This window comes from Azospirillum sp. UFLA03-27 (genome assembly GCF_059803775.1).
The window spans coordinates 1-666 of record NZ_JAUQTX010000540.1 but is presented as its reverse complement, the minus strand read 5'-3'; the positions used below and the strand labels follow the sequence as shown (position 1 = coordinate 666).

At 58.3% G+C, this 666-nt stretch carries 1 pseudogene; it reads right to left on the bottom strand.

Features of this window, described 5'->3' with window-relative positions:
* Positions 1-253: 253 nt before the first annotated feature.
* Positions 254-666, bottom strand: a pseudogene (locus tag Q4I23_RS32965) (hypothetical protein); the annotation flags it as partial.

Genomic DNA, 666 nt, shown 5'->3' with positions numbered 1-666 from the left:
TTCCTGCGCGCTATGGTCGGCGGCCTCGCCGGCCGGGGCGTGCCATTGGGCAGCATCCACTACGAGTTTTTCGGCCCGGCGGATGAATTGCTTGCCGCATGAGTTTTCAAGGCGTGCGCCGATTCATTCCAGGGGAACGTCAACGGCGCGGCGCGTTCCTGTCGTTTGTTTGCTGTCATGCGCTTTGGTTTTGTAAGGAGTCGAAAGCATGCCTCGAAATCCACGGCGCTTTTCTTTCTTGCGAAAGCATAATCTAGTGGCGTTCCTCTTGACCCACCTTGCGATCGGGGTGGTGGCAGGGGTTGTCGTTTGCCTTGGCTTTCTCGCGTTGGATGTCGCCAGTCTCCGTACACTGCTCCTTGGCTCCGAATACTGGCTGATCGGTTTCATTCTGCTCTTCGGCTCGGTTTGCGGAACGTTCGGCGGTGTGGCGATGGCGGTCGCCGTGATGAATCTGGGCGACTGGTCCGATCACCCGGATCGGGATTACTGACACGCCCCTGGCATCGTCAGGGACCGCCCCGGCTGCAACGGCCGGCGGGCCGTGGTGTTTCGCAACTCTTTGCAAGCCATACACCCCCGTCGCCTCCTCACTCTCACAGGGCTTTATTGGAGTTGTGACAAAAGCAAGCAAAATACAAAAAAACAGGGCGTTGCCCTTTCTTC